We start from the raw sequence: 17,188 nt of genomic DNA, 5'->3' as shown, positions 1-17,188 counted from the left end.
GGGAGCGTGATGGACGTTCTCGGCTACCTGCGCCTGGTCCGACGCCACTGGTGGATCGTGCTGGTGACGGTGATGCTCGGTCTGGGCACCGCCGCGCTGGTGACGGTCCGGACGGCGCCTCGGTACGAGGCCTCGGTGACGTTCTTCGTCACCACGCCCAGCCAGGGGGTCACCGACGCCTACCAGGGCAGCCTCTTCCTCCAGCAGCGGGTGAAGTCCTACGGTGACCTGCTCACCAGCGACCGGCTGGCGCAGAGCGTGGTCGCCGACGCGCCGCTCGGCCTCACCGCCGACCAGGTGCGCAGCCGGATCCACACCACCGCCACGGCCGGCACGGTCCTGCTCCAGGCGACGATCACCGACACCGACCAGACCCGGGCGTTGAAGACCACCGAGACGCTCGCGACGAAGTTCACCGATCTGGTCCGCAAGGTCGAGACGCCGCCGGACGGCAAGGCCCCGCCGATCAAGATCGAGGTGGTCAGCGGTCCCCGCGTCACCTCCAACCCGGTCTCGCCGCAGCCCACCCGCAACCTGGTCCTGGGCGGTCTGCTCGGCCTGCTGCTCGGCGTCGGCCTCGCAGTGCTGCGCGGGGTGGCCGACGTCCGGATGCGCGACGGCGCCGGGCTGCAACGGGTGACCGGCAGTCCGCTGCTCGGCGAGATCCCGTACGAGACCGGCGCGCGGTCGGCGCCGCTGATCGTCGGCGACGCGGCCACCTCCGCCCGGGCCGAGGCGGTCCGCAAGCTGCGTACCAACCTGCGCTTCGTGGACGTGCACGAGCCGGCCCGGGTTATCGCGGTCACCAGCGCGTTGCAGGGCGAGGGCAAGACCACGATGGCCTGCAACACCGCCATCGCGCTGGCCGAGGCGGGCTGGCGGGTGCTGCTGATCGACGCCGACCTGCGCCGCCCCAAGGTCGCCGACTACCTCGGGCTCGACGGCGGCGTCGGCCTCACCGACGTGCTGGTCGGCGACGTCCAGGTCGGTGACGTGGTGCAGCGCTGGGGGGAGAAGTCCCTGCTGGTGCTGCCCAGCGGCGCCACCCCGCCCAACCCGAGCGAGCTGCTCGGCTCCAAGTCCATGGCGGACCTGCTGGTCGCGCTGCGGGACTCGGCGGACATCGTGGTCATCGACACCGCGCCGCTGCTGGCGGTCACCGACGGCGTGGTGGTGGCCGTGCAGGCCGACGGCGCGCTCCTGGTCACCCAGCAGGGGCGTACCTCCCGCAGCCAGGTCGCGGCGGCGGCGCACGCGCTCAGCTCGGTCTCGGTGCGCCTGCTCGGCTGCGTGCTGAACATGGCCAAGGTGGCCAAGTCGGACGCCTACCAGTACGAGGCGTACAAGGTGGTCGTGCCGCCAGCGGCGCCCTCCGTACCGGCCGACCGGGCCGGCACCCGGCGGGGCGCGAAGGCCGTGGGCGACCGGACGCAGGAACTCACCCGGCTGTCGCGATGAGTGCGAGCACGGGCCGGATCGACCGCTCGATCTCCTCGGCACAGCGCCGGAAGTCGGCGGGCGAACCGCCGATCGGGTCGCGCAGGTCCTCCGCGTCGGGGGCGGCGGGTTGCAGCCGCCCCCGGGCGCGGACCGCGGCCGACACCGCTGCCCGCAACGGCGTGCCCGCCTCCGCCTCGGCGGGGCGGGCCTCGGCCGCCAGCCGGGCGAACTGCCGCAGCGTGAACGTCCGGGTCAGCGCGGCCGGCGCCAGCGAGGTGCAGGCCGAGCGTTGCCGGCGGGTCGCGGTCAGCACCAGCGCCGCCCCGGTCAGGTGCTCCGGGCGCAGCCGGCGGGTGCGGAAGGCCGCCGGGTCCGCGCCGGTGGCCGCGGTCACCTCGACCGCGTACGGGTGCATGGCAGCACCGTCGATCGCGTCGGTCCCCGCGCTGGCCACCGCCAGCGGCAGGCCGGCCAGCATCCGGCGGGCGATGAACTCCGCCATCGGTGACCGGCACATGTTCGCGTGGCAGACGAAGAGCACCTCGTCGACCATCTGCACCCCTCTCGTCGGCACGGTCGCGACGGAGGATGCCGCGACGGCGTTCTTCCGGCGGTCGCGGCCGGACGCAGAGGGGATGCGGGAATGGTACGCGCTGCGGTGCCCGGCCGTCCGGAAAGCCGCGCCGGGAGCGCGGTCATGAGGGTCGGCATCCTCACCTACCACTTCCCGCCGGAGCCGGCGTTCGTCCCGGGCAGCCTGGCCGAGGAGCTGGTGGCCCGGGGCCACGAGGTACGGGTGCTCACCGGCTTCCCGGACTACCCGGGCGGCCACGTCTATCCCGGCTGGCGGCAGCGCTGGCGGCACCAGACGCACAGCGAGCGGCTGACCGTGCGCCGGGTGCCCCGGTACGCCGCGGGCGACGGTTCCGCCCGTGCCCGCGCCGCGACCTGGCTCTCCTTCGCCGGCAGCGCCGCGCTCGCCGGCCGGGGCCTGCTGCGCGACGTCGACGTGCTCTACGTCTACGGCCATCCGGCGGTCACGTTCGCGGCCACCGGGCTGCTGCGGCTGCTTGGCCGTACGCCGACCGTGCTGCACGTGCAGGACGTGTGGACGGAGCGGGACGGGCGCTCGGCGCAGGACAGCGGGTGGCCGGCGCGGCTGGAGGCCGCCACCCGCCGCCTCTACCGGGAGTCGGCGGTGGTGGCTGTCGGTTCGCCGTTCATGGCGGATCTGGTCCGCGCCGGCGGGGCCGACCCGGGCCGGGTGCGCGCCGCGCCGAACTGGACCGACGAGCGGATCTTCCGGCCCACCCAGGCCGGTCCGGCCGTGCGGCGGCTGGTCCGCCGGGACGACCGCTGCCTGGTGATGCACGCCGGGACGATCGGCGCGCGCCAGGATCTGGAGACGGCGGTCCGCGCGGCGGCGGCGCTCGGCGACCGGATGGATCTGGTGCTCGTGGGTTCGGGTCCGCAGGAGCGGCGGGTGCGAGGGCTCGCCGCCGACCTCGGCGCGGACAACGTCCGGTTCCTGGAGCGACGGTCCGCGGTGGACATGCCGCAGCTCTACGCCGCCGCCGACTACCAGCTCGTGGCCCAGCGCGACCTGCCGGAGCTGCGTGGCCGGGTGCCCGGCAAGCTCCAGGCCGCGCTCTCCTGCGCCGCGCCGGTGGTCGCCTCCGCGGCGGGGGAGACGGCGGAGGTGGTGGAGCGGGCCCGCGCCGGTCTGTCCTGCCCGCCGGAGGACTGGGCGGCGCTGGCCGACCGCTTCTGGCTGGCCGCCGCCATCCCGCCGGCTGCCCGGCTCGACATGGGCAGGCGGGGACGTGACGCGTACCTGCGGGACATGTCGATGCGGGCCGGTGTGGACCGGATCGAGGCGCTGCTGCACGAGGCGGCCGAGCGACCGTCGAACCGAACAAAGTTCGCACACAGCAGTTAAATCGTTCAGAGTGTCGAATAATGCCTCGAACGGGCACTTTTTCATGCTAAAAAGCACTCGATCGCGAATTGTGTCTGATTCGACCGACGCATAGGGGGAATCCGTGAGCGGACCTGGTGCCACGCCCGTCCGGCGGCGCCGCTCGCGACGGCGCCGGCGCACCAGGGTCCGCCGGATCCTGCTGACCGGGCTGGTCGTCGTGTCGGTGCTGCTCAGCGCCGGCGGCTGGGTCGCGTTCCGGGGCTGGCAGGCCCGCGCTCACCTGGTGAACGCCGCCGGGCTGGCCCGGGAACTCAGCGCCCAGGTGCTCGACGGCGACGTGGCCCGGGCCCAGCGCACGCTCGCCGCATTGCAGGAGCAGGCCGCCGCCGCGCGCGGCGAGACCGGGGATCCGGTGTGGTGGGTCGGCCAGCAGACGCCGTACGCGGGGGACAACCTCGCCGCGGTGCGGCAGATCTCGGTGGCGGTGGACGATCTGGCCCGGCTGGCGTTCCCCACGCTGCTGCGCGTCGACCTCGCCTCGCTGGTACCGAAGCAGGGCAAGCTGGATCTGGCCCGCCTGCGCGCCGTCTCGGCCGAGGTCTCCGCCGCCGACCAGGCGGTACGCCGGACCGCCGACCGGCTGCGGCAGGTGCCCACCGGTGACCTCGTGACGCAGGTACGCGACGCGGTCACCGCGCTGCGCGCCGAGCTGGACCAGCTCGGCGAGCTGACCTCGGCGGCTGACCGCGGCGCCCGGCTGCTGCCGCCGCTGCTCGGCGCGGACGGACCGCGCAGTTATCTGCTGGTCTCGCAGAACCCGGCCGAGCTGCGCGCCACCGGTGGCATGTTCGGCGCGTACGCCGTCCTGCGCGCCGAGGGTGGGCGGATCCGCCTCGTGAAGCAGGGCAGCTCGTCGGACCTGCGCTTCTTCGACCCGCCACTCAAGGTCGACGCGGAGGCGAAGCGGCTCTGGGGCGAGCTGCCGGGCATCTATCCGGCGGACGTGAACCTCAACCCGGACTTCCCGGCCGCCGCCGCGCTCTACCGGGACATGGTGCGCCGCCGGACCGGCACCACTGTGGACGGGGTCCTGGCGGTCGACCCGGTGGTCCTGTCGTACCTGCTCGGCGTCGTGGGTCCGGTGAACGTGCCGGACGGGCCGTCGCTGGGCGCCGCCACCGCCGTACGGACGCTCCTCAGTGACTCGTACCGGGACCTGGACACGAAGGACCAGGACGAGTACTTCACCAAGGCCGCCTCGGGCGTCTTCGACACCCTGTTCACCAAGACGGTCGACCCGCGCGCACTTTTGACCGTTTTTACCCGTTCAATCAATGAACGTCGGATATTGTTCTGGAGTGTCCGATCTGAGGAGCAACGCGCACTGGCCGGCAGCCGACTGGCCGGTCAGCTCCCGGAGAAGGACTCCGTGCCGACCGTCGGCGTGTTCCTCAACGACGGCAGCGGCGCGAAGCTCGGCTACTACCTCAGGTTCTCGGCCACCGTGACGGTCGGCGAATGCCACCCGGACGGGCGCCGTGAGCTGCGGCTGCGGGTCACGGTGCACTCCACCGCCCCGAAGTCGGGCCTGAGCAAGTCGGTCACCGGGCTTGCTCTGGCCGGCGACAAGTACACCGCACGCACCTTCGTCTCCGTCCACACGCCCACCGGCGGCGCCGTGCTCACCGGCCGGCTGGACGGGCGGGACACCGCGATGGGCAGTGGCACCCACGGCCGCCGCCAGGTTGCGGTGGCGAACGTGGAGACGCGCCCGGGGCAGACCCGGACGCTCGACGTCACGGTGCTCACCGGCAAGACCGGCGCCGGGACGGCCGAGCTGGTGCACACGCCCACCGTCACCCCATGGACCACCCAAGTAGTCAACGCACCAAGCTGTGAACAGTAGGAGGGAAACCATCATGCGGCTATCCCGCATCATCATGGCGCTCACGGTGGGCCTGGCCGTAGCGGCCGTGCCGACCGCGGCCGGGGCGGCGCAGCCGCAGCCCCCGGTCTACCCGCCCGAGGTCGCGTCGCTGACCGTCTCACCGACCACCATCCGGCTCGGCGAGACGTTCACCCTGCGGGGTTCGAACTTCGCGCCGAACGAGTCGGTGCGGATCGACGTGGCGATCTCGGGCCTGCCCGCGGCCGCCCCGGCCGAGGGGACCGCGCGGCGCAGCGACGGCAGCACGGTGGCGATGGCGCCTGTCGCCTACACGCCCAACCGTGCCCAGCCGCAGCCGGCGCCGACCACGTTCACCGTGACGGCCGACGCCAGCGGCAACTTCACCGTCACCTACCGGCCGACCCGGCCGGGCCGGTACACGTTCACCGCCACCGGTCTGACGTCCGGACGGATCGCCAGCGCCACCGGCACCGTCCTGCCGCCGCGGCCGACCCGGCCGCCGCACAAGGGTGGACTGCCGGTCACCGGTGACAGCATCGGCACGCCGCTGAAGCTCGGTGGTGGCCTCGCCGCCGCCGGTGCGGTGCTGCTCCTGGCCTCCATGGCCTGGCGCCGCCGTCGCCTCGGCTGATCCGAGGCGCGCCGGGGACGACCCGGCTCGATCGTGAGTGCCCGCCGGACCCGGTCCGGCGGGCACTCACGTGTCCGGCCGACACGACACAATGAGCCATGGACGCGACACCGTGGACCGACCAGGCCGGCCTGCTCACGCTGCCCGGGGGCGCCACCGTGCGCGGACGCCGGGTCGCCGAGTCCGGTTCGCCCGCCGACTTCGCCCTGCTGCTGGCGCCCGGTCCCGAGCCGGAATGGCCGGTCCGGCGGGTCCGCTGGCCCGACTTCTGGATCCCGGCCGACCGCGCCGACGCCCTCGACGCGCTGCGGGAGGCGTGGCGGCGCGCATACGCGGGGGAGCGGGTCGAGGTGGCCTGTCACGGCGGCGTCGGGCGCACCGGCACCGCACTCGCCGCGCTCGCCGTGCTGGACGGGCTGCCGCCCGCGCGGGCAGTGGCCTGGGTCCGCTCCCACTACCACCGGCGCGCGGTGGAGACGCCGTGGCAGCGGTGGTGGCTGCGCGGCGTGCGCTGACATCCCGGCCGGTCACCCACCGGGAGCGTCCGGTCGGCGCGGCGTCACGACACCGGTGAGCCGTCCCGACCTGATCATCGGGCTCGGTAGGGTGCCTTCTCATGAGAGCCCGGGCCCTGGCCGCCGCCACCGCCGTCACCCTGCTCGCCGCCGGGACGGCCGCCCCGGCCGCCGCCGCCCCGGCCACCACACCCGCCGCCCCGGTAGCCGCCCCTGGCGCCGCTCCCGTGCCCTGCCCGCGCCTGCCCGCCCCGAAGGTCAGCCGGCCGCCCCGCCCGGCACCGCCGGCCACGACGCCCGAACAGGCGGCGGTGGGCGGCGAGGCGCTGGCCGGCGCCGGGCTGGTCGTGCCACCGGGCAGCCCCGCGCCCCCGGCGGTCACCGCCACCACCTGGCTCGTGGCGGACCTGGACACCGGCGAGGTCCTCGGCGCGTGCGGCGCACACGTCCCCGGCACCCCGGCCAGCACCCAGAAACTGCTGCTGGCAGCCACCATGCTGAGCCGGCTGGACCCGAAGCACGTCGCCGTCGCCACCCGCGCCGACCTGGACATCGAGCCGGGCAGCTCGGCCGTCGGCCTGCTCGTCGGCGGCCGCTACAGCGTGGAGACGCTGTGGCTGGGCCTGCTGCTCCAGTCCGGCAACGACGCCGCGAACATGCTGGCCCGCCTCGGCGCCGGCAGCGCGCAGGCAGGCGTAGCCGAGATGAACGAGCAGGCCCGCCGGCTCGGCGCCGGGCAGACGCACGCGGTCACGCCGTCCGGCCTGGACGGTCCCGGCCAGTTCACCAGCGCGTACGACCTGGCGCTCATCGCGCGGGCCTGCTTCGCCGACGCCGCGTTCCGCCGGTACGCGCTCACCGAGCGCACGCAGATCCCGGCCCAGCCCGCGCTGAAGAAGGGCGGGTTCCAGATCCAGAACGAGAACCAGCTCATCTACCGCTATCCCGGCGCGCTCGGCGGCAAGACCGGCTTCACCGAGCTGGCCCGGCACAGCTACGTCGGCGCCGCGCAGCGGGACGGACGCCGCCTCGTGGTGACGCTGCTCGGCGCCGAGGCCCGCCCGGTACGCGGCTGGCAGCAGGGCGCCCAGCTGCTCGACTGGGCCTTCCGGCTGCCCCGGGACGCCTCGGTCGGCCGGCTGGTCGAGCCGGGTGAGCGGGACGCCGAGGCGGCGGAGCCCCGGCAGGCGGCGGCCGCCGAACCGAGACGTACCGCCTCCCCGCCGTGGCGGGGACCGGCCGGGACGGCGCTGCACCGCATCGGCGACGGGGACTGGCGGGTGATCGTGCCGGTCGCCGGTCTGCTGGCCCTCACCGTCGGCGGGGTGGCGGCGGTGCTCGCCGCCCGCCGCGGCCGATCCCGCCGCCGCGGACGCCGCCGCGCCTGACCCGGTCACCGGCGCCCCGGGCGGGGTCGCGTGGACACCGGTTCCGTGGGTATGCGCCCGGCATGGAGCACCCGGGCCGGATCGTGGTGGTCTCGGCGGACATCGGCGCCGGACACGACCGGGCTGCCGACGAGCTGGCGCACCGGCTGCGTGCGCGGGGCTTCGCGGTGGACCGGCTGAACCTCCTGCACCTGCTGCCCCACCCGGTCCACCGGGCGGTACGCGAGACGTACCGGGGCGTGCTGCACCGGCTTCCCTGGGGCTACCACGCGCTGTTCCGGCTGACCGGCAGCTCGCAGACCGCCGTACGCGCGATCCGCGCACTGCTGCGGCCGTTCCGACGTCACCTGCGCCGCTGCATCCCGCCCGACACGCGGGCCGTGGTCACCACGTATCCGTTCGCCAACCAGCTCCTCGGCCCGCTGCGGCGCCGCGGGCGGCTCCGTGTCCCGGTGATCACCTATGTGACCGATTTCGTGGTGCACCCGACCTGGCTCGCGCCGGGCGTCGACGTGTACTGCGCGGTCCGCCACGCCGAGACGCACCAGGCCTCCGCCGCCGACGTCACCGCGGTGCAGCCGCTGGTGTCCCGCGCCTTCACCCGCACCGGCCCGGAGGACCGGCGGCGGGCCCGGCAGCGGTTCGGTCTCCCGGCCGAGGGTGTGCTCGCCGTCGTCGCGGGCTCCTGGGGCACCGGCGAGGTGGCGGCCACGGTGGCCGAGGTCGCCGCCGCGGGCGTCCGGCCGGTCGTGGTGTGCGGGCACAACGCGGCGCTGCGCCACCGGCTGCGCGGCGCCGGCCGGCACGTGCTGGGCTGGGTCGACGACATGCCGGCGCTGATGCGCGCCGTCGACGTCATGGTGGAGAACGCCGGTGGGCTGACCTGCCAGGAGGCGCTGGCGGCCGGGCTGCCGGTGGTCACGTACCGGCCCATCGCCGGGCACGGACGCGCGAACGCCGCGATCCTGGCCCGCGCCGGCCTGAGCCGGTGGGCTGCCACACCGCAGCAACTCGGGCCGGTGCTCGCGGCGGTGATCGGGACCGGACCGGTGGCCCCGTCCCGCGACGACGTGTCCCAGGACCCGGCCGGCCTGGTCGCCGAGGCGGCACGCCGGGCACCGCCCGCGGGCCCGGCCGGTACACGTCGCCCCCTGCTGGACCCGGTCGGCGACGCGGTCGCCGTCCTCGCCGCGCTGCTCCAGTCCACCGGCGGGCTGCGATGAGAGCCGCCACCCTCGCCCGGGCCGCCGCGCTCGCGCTGCCGGCGGTGCAGGCGGCGCCGGTGGTGACGGCCCTGCCCGCCGTACGGCGGCTGCTGCTGCCCGGCCTGCACGGGCTCGGGGCGCCCGACCGGGTCGCGCTGACCTTCGACGACGGCCCGGACCCGGAGTCCACCGGCCACGTCCTGGACGTGCTGGCGGCGCACCGGGTCCGCGCCACGTTCTTCGTGCTCGGCGCGATGCTGCGGCGCCACCCGGCGCTGGGTCGCCGGGTGGTCGGCGACGGCCACGAGATGGCCGTGCACGGCTGGACGCACGACAACCTGCTGCTGCGCGGCCCGGCTCGCACGGTTCGCGATCTGACCCGCGCGTACGACCTGGTCACCGACGTGACCGGTCGTCCGCCCCGGTTCCTGCGACCGCCGTACGGCGTGCTCACCACCGCCGCGCTCGTGGCCGCCCGGCGGCTGCGCCTGCGGCCGGTGCTGTGGAGCTGCTGGGGCCGGGACTGGACCGCCACGGCCACCGCCGGCACCGTCGCACGCACCGTCCTGGCCGGGCTGGACGGGGGCGGCACGATCCTGCTGCACGACTCCTCCCGTACCGCCGCACCGGGCGCCTGGCGGGCCGGTCTCGCCGCGCTTCCGCGCGTGCTGGCCGAGTGTCGCCGGCGCGGATGGCACGTCGGCCCGCTCGCCGGCCACGGGCTCCGCGCGCGCTGATCCGCGAGCGGGCGGCGGAGCCTACCGCGCGCCCGCGGCGCCGGAACGCGAATCCCGGAGCCGGTGACCCGTTCGGGTCGGCGTGGCTAGCGTCCGGGTCATGAGGACCTGGGGACCCTTCGTGGCGCTGGCCGCCGCCCTGCTGCTGCCGGTGCCGGCGACACCGGCCGTGGCCGCCGTCCGCTCGCCCGTACGCCGGCTGCCCGCCGCGCCGCCCTGCCCGAACGTGCCGGCCCCGTCGACCCGGCCGCCGCAGCCGCCGCCGGCGCCCGACCCGGCCGCGCGGGCCGTCGGCGGCGCCGCGCTCGACACCGCCGGCCTGGTCGTCCCGCCCGCGTCGAGCGCGCCGCCTGCGGTGACAGCCACCTCCTGGGTGGTCGCCGACCTGGACAGCGGCGCGGTGCTCGGCGGCTGCGGCCCGCACGAGTACGGCGTACCGGCGAGCGTGCAGAAGCTGCTGCTGGCCGCCACCATGCTGCCCCGGCTGGACCCGCACCGGGAGGTGACGGTGACCGCCGGGGACCTGGCTGTCGAACCGGGCAGCTCGGCGGTCGGGCTGGTGGAGGGCGGGCGCTACCAGATCGAGACGATCTGGCTCGGCCTGCTGCTGCGTTCCGGCAACGAGGCGGCCAACGCGCTCGCCCGCCTCGGCGGCGGCCCGGACGGGCTGGCCGGCGGGGTGCGGGCGATGAACGAGGAGGCGCACCGCCTGGGCGCCCGGCAGACGCACGCGGTCACCCCGTCCGGGCTGGACGGACCGGGGCAGTTCACCAGCGCGTACGACCTGGCGCTGATCGCGCGGGCGTGCTTCGCCGACCCGGCGTTCCGCAGGTACGCCGCCACCCGGATCGCGCAGATCCCGGCCCAGCCGGCGCAGCGGGCGAAGGGGTTCGCGATCTCCAACGACAACATGCTGCTGGACCACTATCCGGGCGCGCTCGGCGGCAAGACCGGCTTCACCGACCTGGCCCGGCACACGTACGTCGGCGCGGCCGAGCGCGGCGGGCGGCGTCTCGTGGTCACGCTGCTCGGCGCCGAGGTGACCACGCAGCGGGGCTGGCAGCAGGGCGCGGCGCTGCTGGACTGGGGGTTCGCGCAGCCCCGCGACGCCGCGGTGGGACGGCTGGTCGAGCCGGGGGAGCTGGACCGGCCGGCGCCACCGGCGGGCGGGGCGGCCTCGGCGCTGGCCGGGCAGGCCGGTCTGCGGGGCGGCGGGGCGGCACCCGGGCCGCGTCCCGGTACGGGCGTGACTGTGGCGGTGGGCGCGGTGCTGACGGCCGGGGGAGCGCTGCTGCTGGCCCGGCGTCGCCGTAACGCCGCCGCCGTCGCCTTGTCGGCCGGGTCGGCTCTACGGGAGCCGGAAATTCCGGAACAGGACTGAAAGGAGCGGCCCGGATCAGCGGTAGGCGGGCCCCGCTGTGCTGTCCCGCACCACGAGTTCGGTGGCCAGCTCGACCCGGGGCGAGTCGATCTCCTCGCCCTGGGCCAGCCGCAGCACCGTACGCGCGGCGAGCCGGCCCATCTCCACCAGCGGCTGGCGCACCGTGGTCAGCGGCGGTGAGGCCCACCGCGCCTCGGGCAGGTCGTCGAAGCCCACCACGCTCACGTCGTCGCAGACCCGCAGCCCGCGGCGGCGCACCGCCTCGTACACGCCGAAGGCCATCTGGTCGCTGGCGGCGAAGATGGCCGTCGGCGGGTCGTCCAGGTCGAGCAGCGCGCCACCGGCGGTGAACCCGGAGGCGTGGTAGAAGTCGCCGGGCTGCACCAGCCGGTCGTCGGCGGCGACTCCGGCGGCGGCCAGCGCGGCCCGGTAGCCGTCCAGCCGGGCCCGGCTGCACAGCAGGTGCGGCGGGCCGGCCACGAAACCGATCCGGCGGTGGCCGAGCTTGAGCAGGTGCTCGGTGGCGGCCAGGCCGCCGGTCCAGTTGGTGGCGCCGATCGCCGGCACGTCCGTGGCGGCCACGCCGGCCGCCGGGTCGACCACCACCACCGGCACGTTGAGGCGCCGCAACTGGGCCTGCACGGCCGGGCTCAGGTGCGAGGTCACCACGATCACGCCGTCGGACGCGCGGGCGCGCAGGTTGTGCAGCCACTGCCGGGTGGAGCTGGACTCGCGGTGGATCGCCGAGACGACGGTGCCCACCCCGGCGGCGTGGCTGACGTCCTCCACGCCGCGGATGATCTCCACCGCCCACGGGCTGTCCAGGTCGTTGAAGACCAGGTCGACCAGGTCCGCCCGGCGCACGGTACGGCTGCCGCGGCGGCGGTAGCCGTGGTGGCGCAGCAGCTCCTCGACCCGTTCCCGGGTGTCCGGCGCGACGTCGGACCGCCCGTTGAGCACGCGCGACACGGTCGGGACCGAGACGCCGGCCTCCCGTGCGATCGCGGTGATGGTCACCCTGCGCTCGTCGTCCGCGCTCACCCGTGTTCCCTTCGCCGGCTGCCGGAACCGACCGGTAGACCGTCCCGCCCCACGCACATCTTGCCGTACGCCGAGGGCTTGACGACAGGCCGGACCGGCCCTAGCGTTCGCACGAGTTGCGGAAACGTTCCGGAAATGCGCCCGTCATCTTCCGACGGCTCGCCGTCCACCCCCGACGAACGACGAGGAAAACCGAGGCGTGTTCACCGACCTGACCGAGGCCGAACTCCGCACCTACCGCAGCGACCTGCACGAGCCTCCGGACTTCGACGCCTTCTGGGCTGACACTCTGGCACAGGCGCGCTCCTGCGGCGACCCCGTGACGGCGACGCCGCTGCCCACGCCGCTGACCGCTGTCGACGTCTTCGACGTCACCTTCCCCGGCTTCGCCGGACAGCCGATCCGCGCCTGGCTGCGGGTGCCGCGCGGCGCGACGGAGCCGCTGCCCACGATCGTGCAGTACGTCGGGTACGGCGGCGGGCGCGGCCACGCGCTGGAGAACCTGCTCTGGTCCGCGGCCGGCTTCGCGCACCTCCAGATGGACACGCGCGGCCAGGGCTCGGGGTGGAGCCGGGGCGACACACCCGACGTCGCCGCCGCCGGACCGCAGGCGCCGGGCATGGCCACCCGGGGCATCGAGGACCCGAACAAGTACTACTACCGGCGCTTCCTCACCGACGCGGTCCGCGCCGTGGACGCCGCGTGCGAGCTGCCCGCTGTCGACCCGGACCGGCTCGCCGTACTCGGTCACAGTCAGGGCGGCGCCGCCGCGCTCGCCGCCGCCGCGCTGGCCCCGCGGGTCCGCGCGGCTGTCGCGCACGTGCCGTTCCTCTGCGACATCCCACGCGCGATCACGATCACCGACGCCACGCCGTACCGGGAGATCCGCGACTACCTCGCCGTGCACCGCGACCGCGAGGAGCAGGCGCTGCGCACGCTCGGCTACGTCGACGCCGTCGCGTTCGCCCGCCGCGCCACAGTGCCGGCCCGGTTCTCCGTCGCGCTGATGGACGAGATCACGCCGCCGTCCACCGTCTACGCCGCCTACCACGACTACCGGGGCGACAAGGATCTGACGGTGTGGCGGTTCAACGGCCACGAGGCGGGCGGCATCGACGACGACGCCGCCGCCGTCGACTTCCTGCGTACCGTGCTGGGCGGCTGACCACCGGTTCCGCCGATGCCGGCCCGCCCGGGCTGGTAGACACGGCGGATGGGCACCGGCATGCGCGCGACGGCGGTCCTGGCCGTCGCGGCCGCGCTGCTCGCCGCCTGCCAGCGGCCCGCGCCGTCCCCGTCGCCGTCCGCGCCGCCCTCACCCACCCCGACCGGCCCCCGGGCCCCGGCGGACGTCGTGGACCTCACCACCGTCGACCCCACCGTCCGGACCGACATCCGGTACGCGGGCCCGCACAACTTCGTCGGCCGTCCCGTCGACGGGTACGCCGAGCCGCGCTGCCTGCTCACCCGCCCGGCGGCGCAGGCGCTGCACCGGGTGCAGACCGCCGCGCTCGCCGGCGGGCACAGCCTCAAGGTGTACGACTGCTACCGCCCGCAGCGCGCCGCTGACGACTTCGTCGCCTGGGCGAAACTTCCCGGCGAGCAGCGGATGAAGGGGGAGTTCTATCCCGGCGTAGCCAAGGACCGGCTGTTCGCCGACGGCTACATCGGCGCGCCCACCGCGCACAGCCGGGGCAGCACGGTCGACCTGACCCTGGTTCCGGTCTCCGGGCCCCCGCAGGCCGCGTACACGCCCGGCCAGCCGCTCGTGCCCTGCACCGACCCGGCCGGGCGCCGCTTCGCCGACGACTCGATCGACATGGGCACCGGGTTCGACTGCTTCGACCCGCGCGCCCACACCGCCGACGCGCGGATCAGCGACACCGCCCGGAACAACAGGGACCTGCTGCGCCGGCTGATGTCCGAGCAGGGCTTCGAGAACTATCCGCTGGAGTGGTGGCACTACCGGTACGTGGACGAGCCGTACCCGGACACCTGGTTCGACTTCCCGGTGGCCGGTTCGTCACTGCGGTGACGCGGTCGTTCCACCATGATCGATTGCGGCTAGGCTCGACGCTCATGGAGACCGAACGGATCGGCCCGCCGCTGCTCGCGGACGAACGGGAGTCGTTGCGCGCCTTCCTCGACTTCCACCGGGCCACGCTGGCCCTCAAGTGCGAGGGGCTGACCGACGAGCAGTTGCGCCGGCAGGCGTCGCCGCCGTCCACGCTGTCCCTGCTCGGCCTGGTCCGCCACATGGCGGAGGTGGAGCGCACCTGGTTCCGCCGGGTCATCGCCGCCGAGGACGTACCGCTGGTGTGGTCGGACAGCGGCGACTTCCAGCAGGCGTACGACGCCCGCGACGCCGATGCGGCGGAGGCGTTCGAGGCGTGGCAGCGGGAGATCGAGCACGCCCGGCGCATCGAGCGGGAGGCCGAGTCGCTCGACGTCACCGGCCACCAGGCACGCTGGGGCGAGGACGTCTCGCTGCGCCTGGTCATGCTGCACATGCTGCACGAGTACGCCCGCCACAACGGGCACGCCGACCTGATCCGCGAGGCGGTCGACGGCACCGTGGGCGTCTGAGCCCGCTCAGCGCCCGCGCACCGGTCAGCGCGTGCGCAGCGGCAGCCAGGCCAGCACGTCGGAGATCCGCGCGTCCCAGTACGCCCAGTCGTGGTCACCCGGGCCGAAGTCGACGGTGACCGGCAGGTCGCGCTTCCGGGCCACGTCGAGGAACCGCATGCTGTCCTCGTACAGGAAGTCCTCGGTGCCGCAGGCGACGTAGAGCGCCGGCCGGTCGTCGCCGGAGCGCTCCAGCAGCCCCACCGTGTCGTCGTCGGCGGGCACCGGGCCGTCACCCCAGACGGTGCGCCACACCGCCGGGTCGACCGGACGGGTCGCATGGTGGCGGCGGCGCGTCACGTCCAGCGCGCCGGACAGGCTGGCCGCCGCCGCGAACCGCTCCGGGTGGCGCAGCGCCCACTTCATCGCCCCGTAGCCGCCCATCGACAGGCCCGCGACGAACGTGTCCTCCCGCCGCGTGGACAGCCGGAAGAACGACCGGCACACCTCGGGCAGCTCCTCGCTGAGGAACGTCCAGTACCGGTTGCCGTGCGCCTCGTCGCAGTAGAAGCTCCGCTGCACCTGCGGCATCACCACGGCCAGCCCGAGCGGCGCCACGTACCGCTCGATCGAGGTGCGCCGGGTCCACACCGTGTCGTCGTCGGTCAGGCCGTGCAACAGGTAGAGCACCGGCGGGTCGCCGTCGGAGGCGGCGCCCGGCACGCCGATCCCGGCCGCGCCGCGATCGGGCAGCAGCACCGTCATCGACGTGCCCATGCCCAACGCCTCGGAGAAGAAGTCACACCGGATCAGCGCCATGAGGCGGCAGCGTACCTCGGAGGGGTTCGATGAGGGCGTTCCTATTGCCCCGGGACCGTCGCACGGGAAAAGATGGCCGTGCGTGCCGGAAACACACTCGTAACCTGCGCGCTGCTGGTCTCTGTCACGAGGAAGTGGGAGTCAGTCATGAGCGACGTGTCGGCCGCACTGGGTGTGCGCCTCTACCCGGACCTGGTCGAGCCCGGCGGTCTCGCCCCCGCGCTCGTGGCGACCGCCGCCGCGCACCAGCTCGACGTGGGCGAGGTGACCGCGCCCGAGCAGGGGCGCAGCCGGTTCACCTGCGCCGAGATGACCTCCGCCCGGGGCGTGGTCTGCGTCAGCCTCGGCTCTCAGGCCCGCTACTTCATGATCGACCTGCGGGTGGACGGCGACGTCCAGGCCCGGGGCGACGCCACCGACCTGCTCCAGGTCGCGCAGGTGGCGGCCGCGTGGCGGGCCGGCATCACGCTCGCCGAGCTGACCGCGCGCTACCCGTTCATGGAGGAGATGCGGCGCCACCCGGTGGCGCACGCCGGCTGAGACCGGGCACCCCAGCCCTGCCCGATCCAGGTCGACCGCCGCTCCCGGACGCGTCGTGTCGATCTAGGGTGATGCGATGACCGCCAGGCGCGTGACGACAGTACTGTTCGACTTCGCCTGGACTCTGTTCGCCAGAGACTCGGAGCGTTGGGTGGGCAACGCGGCGGCATCGATCGACCGGGCATTGGCTGCTGGCGAGGCGCACCGTATTGCTGGCGACTTCGCGGCACTGTTGCGGGGGACGGCCACGGATCCGGCCCACATCGCCCGAGATCTGGATCCGCGAGTCTGGGATCGGGCGATCCTCACCGTGCTGGAACAGATTCCTGGGGTTGACCAGGCGCTGGCATCGGTCATGCACGAAACACACGCCGAAGCAATCGAGCCGTACGCCGACACCGTCGCCACGCTGTCCGCATTGCGTGACAGCGGTGTTCGCATCGGCGTCGTCAGCAACGTCGGCTGGGACATCCGCAAGTGCTTTGTGCGGCACGGACTCGACGGCCATGTCGATGCGTTCGTACTGTCCTACGAGGTCGGCTTCGTCAAACCGGACCCTCGGATCTGGGGCGCCGCCCTCGCAGCCCTCCATACGGCACCGGGCCAGACCCTGATGGTCGGTGATCATCCCGCTGGCGACGGCGGATCGGTTTCCGCCGGCATACCAGCGCTGATCCTGCCAATGGTGGATTCGCCCGCGCAGAAACGCGGATTCGAATACGTGCTCAGGCTTGCCCAGGTCCCGTCCTGACGGGTCTGCCGCTGGCACTCACGTGAAGCCCCTCGTGAAGTTGATCTCTCGGCAGAGACCTCCTTCATGCGAGGGCTTCACTCGCAAATTCACGTTGCCGCCGGTGCGCGGCGGCCGTACCGTGAGCGGCAACGTTCTGGTCCACCAGGGGAGTCCACCGTGTCGCAGCAGAACCGCACCCGCGCCGAGCGGCAAGCGCCGCGCGCCGGTGTCCTGCTGCCCGAATCGGGCACGGGCCGGCGACGGCAGTGGCAACCAGGGTGGTGGCGCGTCTAGCGCCGGCGCGACGATCCGCGCGAACCGCCCGCCCCAGACCGGAGCCGGGCGGTTCTCCGTGTCCGGGGT

Annotated in this window: 17 protein-coding genes; 14 read left to right on the top strand and 3 right to left on the bottom strand. The window is 74.5% G+C overall.

The features are described 5' to 3' along the window. Positions 1 to 9 precede the first annotated feature (9 nt). On the top strand, positions 10 to 1,458 hold the full coding sequence (locus tag IF06_RS0118670) for a polysaccharide biosynthesis tyrosine autokinase (RefSeq protein WP_013286555.1): 1,449 nt from the start codon (positions 10 to 12) through the stop codon (positions 1,456 to 1,458). On the opposite strand, the gene IF06_RS0118665 is transcribed toward IF06_RS0118670, so the two are convergent. Then, positions 1,439 to 1,993 (bottom strand): low molecular weight phosphatase family protein, encoded by a 555-nt coding sequence (locus IF06_RS0118665; protein ID WP_030272519.1) that lies wholly within the window; start codon positions 1,991 to 1,993, stop codon positions 1,439 to 1,441. The two genes, IF06_RS0118670 and IF06_RS0118665, sit on opposite strands and share 20 nt — an antisense overlap. Before the next feature lie 144 nt (positions 1,994 to 2,137). Between IF06_RS0118665 and IF06_RS0118660 the strand changes: the two genes are divergently transcribed. The 8 genes from IF06_RS0118660 to IF06_RS0118625 all read left to right on the top strand — a co-directional run bounded on the left by IF06_RS0118660 (position 2,138) and on the right by IF06_RS0118625 (position 11,127). Next, the gene (locus tag IF06_RS0118660; RefSeq protein WP_030272517.1) at positions 2,138 to 3,379 is read left to right on the top strand and encodes a glycosyltransferase family 4 protein; all 1,242 of its coding nucleotides are present in this window, start codon (positions 2,138 to 2,140) and stop codon (positions 3,377 to 3,379) included. A gap of 103 nt (positions 3,380 to 3,482) precedes the next feature. Next, positions 3,483 to 5,267 (top strand): DUF4012 domain-containing protein, encoded by a 1,785-nt coding sequence (locus tag IF06_RS0118655; protein WP_013286552.1) that lies wholly within the window; start codon positions 3,483 to 3,485, stop codon positions 5,265 to 5,267. Positions 5,268 to 5,280: 13 nt separating this feature from the next. Next, entirely contained in the window at positions 5,281 to 5,901 is a 621-nt protein-coding gene (locus IF06_RS0118650; RefSeq protein WP_013286551.1) for a hypothetical protein, read from the top strand. Positions 5,902 to 5,999: 98 nt separating this feature from the next. Then, the gene (locus IF06_RS0118645; RefSeq protein WP_030272514.1) at positions 6,000 to 6,416 is read left to right on the top strand and encodes a protein-tyrosine phosphatase family protein; all 417 of its coding nucleotides are present in this window, start codon (positions 6,000 to 6,002) and stop codon (positions 6,414 to 6,416) included. A gap of 101 nt (positions 6,417 to 6,517) precedes the next feature. Then, positions 6,518 to 7,804 (top strand): D-alanyl-D-alanine carboxypeptidase family protein, encoded by a 1,287-nt coding sequence (locus tag IF06_RS0118640; RefSeq protein WP_030272512.1) that lies wholly within the window; start codon positions 6,518 to 6,520, stop codon positions 7,802 to 7,804. A gap of 62 nt (positions 7,805 to 7,866) precedes the next feature. After that, a complete protein-coding gene (locus tag IF06_RS0118635; RefSeq protein WP_030272510.1) occupies positions 7,867 to 9,027 on the top strand; it encodes an MGDG synthase family glycosyltransferase in 1,161 nt (386 codons plus the stop codon). Beyond that, a complete protein-coding gene (locus IF06_RS0118630; RefSeq protein ID WP_013286547.1) occupies positions 9,024 to 9,746 on the top strand; it encodes a polysaccharide deacetylase family protein in 723 nt (240 codons plus the stop codon). Before IF06_RS0118635 ends, IF06_RS0118630 begins: the two co-directional genes overlap by 4 nt. Before the next feature lie 100 nt (positions 9,747 to 9,846). Next, complete coding sequence (locus IF06_RS0118625) at positions 9,847 to 11,127, top strand: D-alanyl-D-alanine carboxypeptidase family protein (RefSeq protein ID WP_013286546.1); 1,281 nt, start codon at positions 9,847 to 9,849, stop codon at positions 11,125 to 11,127. A 15-nt stretch (positions 11,128 to 11,142) separates the two neighbouring features. Here IF06_RS0118625 and IF06_RS0118620 read toward each other — a convergent pair whose 3' ends face one another. Beyond that, on the bottom strand, positions 11,143 to 12,168 hold the full coding sequence (locus IF06_RS0118620) for a LacI family DNA-binding transcriptional regulator (RefSeq protein WP_013286545.1): 1,026 nt from the start codon (positions 12,166 to 12,168) through the stop codon (positions 11,143 to 11,145). A gap of 199 nt (positions 12,169 to 12,367) precedes the next feature. Here IF06_RS0118620 and IF06_RS0118615 point away from each other — a divergent pair, with 199 nt between their 5' ends. Genes IF06_RS0118615 through IF06_RS0118605 form a run of 3 tightly spaced genes read left to right on the top strand, consistent with a single transcriptional unit; the run spans position 12,368 to position 14,754 of the window. Continuing rightward, entirely contained in the window at positions 12,368 to 13,333 is a 966-nt protein-coding gene (locus IF06_RS0118615) for an acetylxylan esterase (RefSeq protein WP_013286544.1), read from the top strand. 60 nt (positions 13,334 to 13,393) lie between these two features. After that, entirely contained in the window at positions 13,394 to 14,203 is an 810-nt protein-coding gene (locus tag IF06_RS0118610; protein ID WP_013286543.1) for a M15 family metallopeptidase, read from the top strand. A 44-nt stretch (positions 14,204 to 14,247) separates the two neighbouring features. Next, positions 14,248 to 14,754: a DinB family protein gene (locus tag IF06_RS0118605; RefSeq protein WP_013286542.1), complete on the top strand. Its 507-nt coding sequence runs from the start codon at positions 14,248 to 14,250 to the stop codon at positions 14,752 to 14,754. Positions 14,755 to 14,778: 24 nt separating this feature from the next. On the opposite strand, the gene IF06_RS0118600 is transcribed toward IF06_RS0118605, so the two are convergent. Next, complete coding sequence (locus IF06_RS0118600) at positions 14,779 to 15,552, bottom strand: alpha/beta hydrolase (protein WP_013286541.1); 774 nt, start codon at positions 15,550 to 15,552, stop codon at positions 14,779 to 14,781. Between the two features lie 147 nt (positions 15,553 to 15,699). On the opposite strand from IF06_RS0118600, the gene IF06_RS0118595 reads away from it, so the two are divergent. Together IF06_RS0118595 and IF06_RS0118590 are read left to right on the top strand one after the other, a co-directional pair. After that, entirely contained in the window at positions 15,700 to 16,092 is a 393-nt protein-coding gene (locus tag IF06_RS0118595) for a hypothetical protein (protein WP_013286540.1), read from the top strand. Between the two features lie 76 nt (positions 16,093 to 16,168). Continuing rightward, positions 16,169 to 16,843 (top strand): HAD family hydrolase, encoded by a 675-nt coding sequence (locus IF06_RS0118590; RefSeq protein ID WP_030272505.1) that lies wholly within the window; start codon positions 16,169 to 16,171, stop codon positions 16,841 to 16,843. Positions 16,844 to 17,188 lie beyond the last annotated feature (345 nt).

The organism is Micromonospora globosa (genome assembly GCF_000717585.1).
In the GTDB taxonomy this organism is placed as follows: domain Bacteria; phylum Actinomycetota; class Actinomycetes; order Mycobacteriales; family Micromonosporaceae; genus Micromonospora; species Micromonospora aurantiaca.
Note: the sequence above shows the minus strand (reverse complement) of the source record. Positions and strands in the feature narration are given on the sequence as shown.